Source organism: Desulfoluna sp. (assembly GCF_030145185.1).
GTDB lineage: Bacteria > Desulfobacterota > Desulfobacteria > Desulfobacterales > Desulfolunaceae > Desulfoluna.
On sequence record NZ_JAQYWB010000036.1, the window covers coordinates 50,810 to 58,724 of the forward strand.

Annotated in this window: 4 protein-coding genes; 2 read left to right on the top strand and 2 right to left on the bottom strand. The window is 51.9% G+C overall.

The features are described from left to right. Nucleotides 1-144: 144 nt before the first annotated feature. Both Q1Q75_RS12935 and Q1Q75_RS12940 read right to left on the bottom strand, forming a co-directional pair. The gene (locus tag Q1Q75_RS12935; protein ID WP_300671264.1) at nucleotides 145-1,890 is read right to left on the bottom strand and encodes an ASKHA domain-containing protein; all 1,746 of its coding nucleotides are present in this window, start codon (nucleotides 1,888-1,890) and stop codon (nucleotides 145-147) included. Between the two features lie 234 nt (nucleotides 1,891-2,124). Continuing rightward, nucleotides 2,125-3,474 carry a uroporphyrinogen decarboxylase family protein gene (locus Q1Q75_RS12940; RefSeq protein WP_300671266.1) on the bottom strand — a complete coding sequence of 450 codons (1,350 nt, stop codon included), beginning with the start codon at nucleotides 3,472-3,474 and terminating at the stop codon, nucleotides 2,125-2,127. 1,057 nt (nucleotides 3,475-4,531) lie between these two features. On the opposite strand from Q1Q75_RS12940, the gene hisD reads away from it, so the two are divergent. Then, on the top strand, nucleotides 4,532-5,842 hold the full coding sequence (gene hisD / locus Q1Q75_RS12945) for a histidinol dehydrogenase (RefSeq protein ID WP_300671269.1): 1,311 nt from the start codon (nucleotides 4,532-4,534) through the stop codon (nucleotides 5,840-5,842). A 95-nt stretch (nucleotides 5,843-5,937) separates the two neighbouring features. Beyond that, nucleotides 5,938-7,146 (top strand): aminotransferase class I/II-fold pyridoxal phosphate-dependent enzyme, encoded by a 1,209-nt coding sequence (locus Q1Q75_RS12950; protein WP_300671271.1) that lies wholly within the window; start codon nucleotides 5,938-5,940, stop codon nucleotides 7,144-7,146. Nucleotides 7,147-7,915: the final 769 nt, after the last annotated feature.

Here is a 7,915-nt window from a genome sequence, read left to right on the forward strand (position 1 = left end):
GACGCGTTGCTTTGTGCTTGTGAGCGCTTCGGAGATCCCTCAATGTCTTAACTTTATAATGAGCAACATTCATGCCAGATTTTTGACTGACGGAGATCGGTCTTCTGAAGAAAAAGACGGGACCCCGTTTTATCCGTGAGGAGGCTAATCCTCTGCGAAGATCATGCGGTTCATGTATTCGGAGCTGAAGGATTTGTGGGCGGACAGTTCAATGTGCCGCGTGTGGTGGCGAATGGTGTCTGCCGTTTCGATCCCCTTTTTTTCTGTGGCATAACGAAGGGCACCGAAGGAGGCGGCATTGCCCAGGACAGAAATTTTGTTCAGGAGCCCGTGGGGAATCATGCCGATGCGCGTAGCGCTTTCCGGGTGTATGGCAGAACCAAAGCCTCCGGCAAGGTACAGGGTGTCGATGTCATCGCAGGTGACCCCTGCTTCCTGCATGAGAATTTCGATGCCGGCACGGAGAGCGGCCTTGGCCAGCTGGACTTCCCGGATATCCTTTTGGGTAAGGAAGACCCGCGGGGTGAGGTTGAACCGGATTTGATTTTTTTCTCCTTCGATGGAGTCTGCGAGGGTTCCGCGTGACTGAAGACGCCCGGTGGCATCCATGGCCTCTTCATCCAGGAGCAGGGCAATGGCATCGATGACGCCAGAACCGCAGAGCCCGGTGCTTGGACGATCGTCAATCACCGTGAGCCCAAATCCTTCATCAGTCTGGAAGACGGAGTCGATGGCACCGGGCTGGCCCGGCATACCACAGCTGAGGTTGGCCCCTTCAAAGCAGGGACCGGCGGCCGCTGAGCAGGCATAGCAGGTCCCGTTTGCGTAGAGAACGGTCTCAGCGTTGGTGCCGATGTCGGCCATGAGAAAGTTTTTGTCTTTGCCAACGGCACCCGTGGCCAGAAGGGAGGCGACGATGTCCGCCCCGATATATGCGGAAACTCCGGGGAGCAGCAAGGCTCGGCTATCGGAGAGAATACCCAGGTCGCGGGCAGGCATCTGCATGGCGCTCAAGGTGGCCGGAATAAAGGGGGCCTTGCTGATGAACTCAGGGTCTATGCCGCACAGGAGGTGCATCATGGTGGTGTTGCCGGCCAGGGCGATCAGGCTGACGTCATTGACGTCGCAGCGGGTGAGAAGGCCTGCCAGCATGGAGTTCAGCTGATCGATAATGGCAGAATTCAGCGCGTCGGTGCTGTGTTCCATGCAGTATTGGATGCGGGTCATGACATCGGCACCGAAAGGCGCCTGGGCATTGTGGGAACCGCTGACGGCCAGGGTTTTACCTGTGGTCAGGTCCACGATCATGCCGGCGACGGTGGTGGTTCCGATGTCCACGATCAACCCCAGGTGGTCTGCTTTATCGCTGTAGCCCACAAGGGTCTCATTGGAGAGGAGAGCGTACCCTGAAAAGGACTGGCGACGAAGGAAATCAGGGAGTTTCCGAAGTTGGTCGAGGGAGAGGGCGTTCTCGGTTGCGCCGACGCTCTTCATCAGGCGGTCAATGTCCGGTTCCTGGTCGAGGATCGCAGGGGCAGGTGCCTGGAAAAATTTTTTGGTCAGGGCGGGTTCCAGGGTATATTCCGAGGTGCGGAACCGGGTCAGGACCTTGAGGTCCTGCCTGTCTGCGATGGTGATGTTCATGCCTTCTGAGGGCCATGTATAACAAGCGAGGCGTACTCCGGCCTCAAGTTCCATGGGGGTCAGGTGGCTTTTTTCCTCGTCGGAGGGGGTCGTCTCGCATAAAATTCGGCATTTTCCGCATTTACCGATGCCGCAGGGCGCCACGATGAGCCGGGCTTCGCGAAGCGAACCGACAATGGGTTTGTCTTTGGGGACGACAAGGGAACTCTTTTTTTGGTCGTGGGTGACGGTGATGGTAACAGTCATGGGTATGTTCCTGCGGTGGACGAATGAAAATTGTGGGATTCTCGGTCTGGAGTGGCCTCTATCGAGGTGAGGACAAGGCGGTGGAGAATGCCCGTTATTTTAAGGGGGGATAGGTCAAAGAGGGAGGTTTACGATCGGTTGTGTCCTTCTATCAATCCACCCGGTTGGTCTGTGGTGAAGCCATCAGAGAAGGCAGTGGGAAACGCTGCAGGCGATTCCCACTGCCGGGTTCTCTTACTTTTTCATGGCGGCGTTGATTTCAGCCGTCAGGGTCTCGCTGGTGGGGATCAGGGAGACGTGTTTGAGTTCACCATGGACGAGCATGGCTGGCGCATTGGCGAGGCCAATTTTATTCATGAAGCTGACGTTTTCGGGGTACATGATGGAGCGTTCCACCACCTTCACCTTGTCACCGAAGGGGGCGGCCGCGTCATTGGCGGAGGCCACCATGTAGCCGCAGGCGGCGCAGGTCTGAGAGTCGATGGTCACAACCTCGATGAGGACATGGTCCAGGCTGTCATAATCGGGCAGTTCGATTTCAGGGAGCTCATCTTTTTTTACATAGGTCTCGAGGGCTTTTCGGACGGCCTCTTTGTTGTGGACGGCCATGCTGACACCCACAATGTTTTCCGGGGGAACGCCAAAGGGCATGTCGCAGCCGGGGGCGAGGATGAAGTTTTTCTGACCCAGGGCATCCATTAACTCGATGGCTGCCTGCTGGTTGTCCTGCTGGGTGCCGAAAAGCATGGTGATGGTGAGCTGAAGGTTGCCGGAAATGAGGATATTGTGTTCATCGGTGACTTTTTTGGCGGCCACGATGTCCACGTTTTCATCAATGGCGATGGCGTCCGGAAGGGTCTTGCACATGCCGGGGATGTTTTTGGTGGCATCGCCGCAGACAAAGAAGGTGGAGGGCACGTTTTGTGCGCGCACTTTATCAAAGAAGGCAGAGAAGGGCTCAGAGAGAAACTGGTCAAAGGAGACAGGGGAGATCTGGGAGACGAGGGGGTCAACGGCGCCGATGACGTCGCACCCTGCTTCAACCAGAAAGCCTGCATATTCACTGACCACCTCTTCACAGTAATTAATCAGCTCTTTTACTTTTTCAGGCTGGTCGTACATGTCCATGAAAATATTGGTACCACGAAGGTGCGAGGCCAGGGTGAAGGGGCCGCAAACCAATCCGTACAGGGCAATGTTGGGCTTGGCTTCTTTCAGCCGCCTTGTGGCTTCCAGGATAATGGGAATGCGTCCATCTTCCCGGGTCAGGTGCTGCGTGGGGATGGTGAAGTCGCTGGCAAGGGGGTGTGTGTAAACGGTGGGTGGGGTATTGGGATACCATTTGAGGTCACACCCTAAGATTTCAGCCTCAACCTGCAGGTCGAACATGACGGGCAGTCCGTCGGGATCGTATTGTGCATCGGCTTCCAACAGGCACTCCACGAGTTTATCGACATCTTTAAAAATTTCATCCGCAGCATACCCCTTGAGGTTTGCGATCTGGGCTCCAGTATAGGGGACCCAAGGTGTGCGGGGAACTTCTTCATGGTTGAGTGCTTTTAAGATGAGAGACTTACCGTTCATTATAGACCTCCTGAAATCTAAGCGTCATGGCTTATAATTGTCATGTTGAGCCCCGATGAAAACAGGGCTGATGAAAATGTTCCTTCGGGGCTTTTAATTACTTTATGAGTCTTTTTTATTATGCCGTCAAGCGCTTTTATAAAAAAAATTCAATGAAATGTTAAAACATATTTTATAAAATATTTTACGCAAATCTTGAGAGGGGTTGGGTGCCATTCTCGCTGTGGGGCAGAGGGGCAAAAATGACTAAATGACTTGTAGAAATCCTCGAAAAACCAGCCGTTTTGAGAGGTGTTCTTGTTGAGGTAAGTGGGTAGGCGTTCCGACGATCCTCCCGGTGGTGGCTGCGGGGGGGCAAGGGGCGGGTGGCCGGCTTGTTGGACGATTGCGAATTGTTCGCATAATTACCATTTCGATGTTTCATGAAAAAATCATCTCTACGTTCTGGTTTGTGCCTGTCTTCTTTGCAAGGTACGGGAGTGGACGGTTTGTGACGCTCGGGGACGCCCCTGACGTGCTCGGACCGCAAGGTCGTTTTCCGCAGGCTTATTGCGTTTCAAAAGAGTTTATATACAAAAAGCATACCGAGATGGCCCCTTCGCCTGCGATTAAGCATCAATACATGAGCTATGTGGGAAAAACTACAGCAAATTTTATAATATGGGATCAATCTTAACTTATACCATTTAAATATGTGTGGCGGATAGGTCTTGTGTTATGATGTTCCCGCTTTGGTTACGACGGGGGTTGATTGAAAAGGACCGCTGAAAATAAATGGGCCGCGAAGCGGGTAACCACTGTTTCGCTTCCTGATTTCCGCAGTATCGTAAAATAGATGTTTGGGTCTTATTCTGTATATCTCTTGATTTACAAGGCATTTGGTCCGATGCCCCAGGCTTCGATCAAAATGTTTTAACGAAAGTTTAAAAAAATCTTTAAAAAGATTTTATAAAATCATTGACAATGTGCTCTGGGATTGGCAAATTTACTTCCATACCAATGGGAAATTTCTGACTTCAAATATAGAGAGCGATTTAGCTACGGAGATTTTTTTACAATGGAATTCATTAAAAAAGCAGAGCTCAGCTTCGAAGACGTGAGCGATCAGAAGCGTGTGATCGTCGAAGGCATCCTCAAGGACATTGAAACTCGTGGGGAAGAGGCCGTTCGTGACCTGGCCAAAAAATTTGACAACTGGGAAGGGGATTTCGTCCTTTCTGAAGAAAAAAAACAGGCCCTGATCGATCAGGTTCCTCAGAGTGTCAAGGATGACCTCCAGTTTGCCTTCGACCAGGTGTCTGGTTTCGCCAAGGCTCAGCGTGAGAGCATCGTTGAATTTGAAAAAGAGACCATTAAAGGCGTGCGTCTCGGTCAGAAAGTCCTCCCCATGGAAGTGGCTGGCTGCTACGTTCCCGGCGGTCGTTTTGCCCACGCCTGTTCAGCCATCATGAGTGTGGCCACTGCCAAGGCAGCCGGTGTTAAAACCGTCATTGCCTGCTCCCCTCCCCGTGGCGACAGCATCGCACCTGCCGTGGTTTACGCCATGCATATTGCCGGCGCTGATATTATCATCGAAATGGGCGGCGTCCAGGCGATTGCTACCATGGCTTACGGTCTCTTTACCGGCAAGCCCGCCAACATCCTTGTTGGCCCTGGTAACGCCTATGTTGCCGAAGCCAAGGCGATCCTCGCCGGTACCGGCCGCTGTGCCATTGACGTGTTTGCCGGCCCCACAGAGTCTTCTGTGATTGCCGACAAGACAGCTGATGCCATGACCGTTGCTGTCGACCTCGTTTCTCAGGCAGAACATGGTCTTGATTCTCCTGTATGGCTCCACACCGATTGCCGCGAGCTGGCCGAGAAAGTCAACGAGCTGATGCCCAAGGTGATTGCTGACATGCCCGACCCCGAAACTCCCGCCACTTCCTGGAGGGATTTCGGAGAGATCGTTCTCTGTGAAAACCGTGAAGAACTGGTGAAGGTGAGTGATGAGTACTCATCTGAGCATGTCCAGGTGATGGCTGAAGATCTGGATTGGTGGGTGAATAATCTTTCCAATTACGGTTCACTTTTCCTTGGCGAGGGCAGCACCGTACCCCAGGGTGACAAGTGCTCCGGTACCAACCATATCCTCCCTACCAAGAAAGCCGGTTACACCTCTGGTGGCCTGAACGTTCATAAGTTCCTCAAGATCATGACTTACCAGGAGATCACACCCGAAGCCAACCGTGTGATCAGTGGCGCCGCATCCCGTCTTTCCCGCGTGGAAGGCATGGAAGGTCACGCCCGCGCCTGTGATTGGCGTCTGCGTAAGTTCTATCCTGGCGAAGAGTGGGATTTCGAAGTGTACAATCAGACCAAGTACTAGGGTCTGCTCGGCGTTTATTGCCGAAGGTTGATTGTATGGGGTGGGGAGCGATGTGTTGCTCCTCACTCCTGATTTTGTGATATTCAGGAGGTCGCATGGGAAACGCATCTGTTAAACGGTTTACCAAGGAATTTACTCAGCAGGAAGCCATCAGTGAAGAGTCCATTGAGCGCGCGGTTGAAATTATGCGCACCGGAAAACTTCACCGTTACAATGTCAGTGCCGGTGAGAAGGGCGAAGCCGCTCTTCTTGAAGAGGAGTTTGCCGCCTACATGGGCGCAAAGTATTGTCTCTCCTGCGCGTCATGCGGCATGGCCATGTACCTTGCGTTGAAAAGTGTCGGGGTTGAGCCCGGTGATAAAATTCTCTGCAATGCGTATACGCTGGCCCCGGTTCCCGGTGCCATCCATAACGCAGGTGCTGAAATTGTTCTGGTTGAGATCACCGATGATTACACCATTGACTTGGAAGACCTCGATAAAAAAGCTGCAGACCCTGATGTGAAATGGTTCCTTATTTCTCACATGCGTGGCCATTTGACCGATATGGATCGTTTGATGGCTATCTGTGAAAAGCATGGGCTGGTTTTGATTGAAGATTGCGCTCACACCATGGGTGCTACCTGGGACGGAAAGAAGTCCGGTTCCTATGGCAACGTGGGCTGCTTCAGCACACAGACTTATAAACATATGAACTCAGGTGAAGGTGGATTGCTTACTACCGACGACCCCGAGGTCATTGCTCGTGCCATTATCCATTCCGGTTCCTACATGCTCTACGAAGGGCATACGTCAAGGCCCGGTATGGAGGTGTTTGAAAATATCAAAAAGCTTACCCCCAACTACTCCAGCCGCATGGACAACCTCCGCGCTTCATTGCTTCGATTTCAGCTTCGCAATTTGGACAACCAGTGCAAACGCTGGAACGAGCGTTACCGTGTCCTGGAAGCCGGGTTCAACACGATCCCCGGCATCACCTGTCCCAAGCGTCCTGAAAAAGAAGTTTTTGTGGGCAGTTCCATTCAGTTCTCCCTTGTGGGACAGGATGAAACCACCATCCGCAAATTTCTTGCAGCGGCCCTTGAACGTGGTGTGGAGTTGAAATGGTTTGGGAATTCCGAACCTGTTGGATTTACCAGCGCCTACGGCAGCTGGCAATACTTCGACAATCTTCCGGAACTCAAAGAGACCAACCGCATTCTCGCAGTGATGTGTGATATGCGCGTTCCCCTGACCTTTGATTTGGATGACTGTCGGCTGATTACAGAAATTGTTGGCCAGGTTGCCAAAGACGTTCTTTCTTAGATCAGCAAAAAGGGACAGAGAGGGGCTCTCCCCCCTTCGCCTCTCCTGTCCCGGCCTTTTTTTGTTTGTACCGAATAATTTGAGTTTTTTTGGGGGGGCGGGGTTTTAGGGAATCCCGATTGATTTTTTTTATAGGGTGAGGCGAGGTCCTGTTTTTTGAGAAAATACTGAAGGTGTTCGGAAGTTTCATGCCGCACTTTCAGCTCCTCGCGAATGAATTAGGGTACGATCTGAATCATGGCGTCAGAGGGTTCTACGGGAAGAGAACTTCTGATTGATGACAATGGATACGGCGTAAATCTATTGAAGATTGCTTCCGTCATGCGACTGCATTCTTGACGGTTGCCTGGCTTTAAATTGGGGCCAGAGGTTGCATGAAAAGTTACCAGGTTTAATCCTTAAAAGGATGAGCCTCTGAGGTGGTCTGAGTATATTTTGACTTTCGTTCAGAGATTTGCAGGGCAGTTCATGTGTCACCGCATCATGGATTGGCTTGTTTGGAGGTCTCGTGAAAGGAAGGATGATCATTTTCAGAATAGGTATGTCAGTTTTGTTTGCGGGGGTGGCCCGTATTCAAATATGTCCTCTATAAACAGGGGGCCCGTTTCCTTCGGGGCGGTTCAGGATGTGGGTTATTTGAAGGTGCTAAATGTTGACATTTAACACGTATAACTTTTGTTCTGGCGCTCAACAAGGATGATGGAACTTGTTGCAACAACGACGTTAGGAGGAAGAGATGTTCAGGAAACTTTGTATTACCGCCATCGCA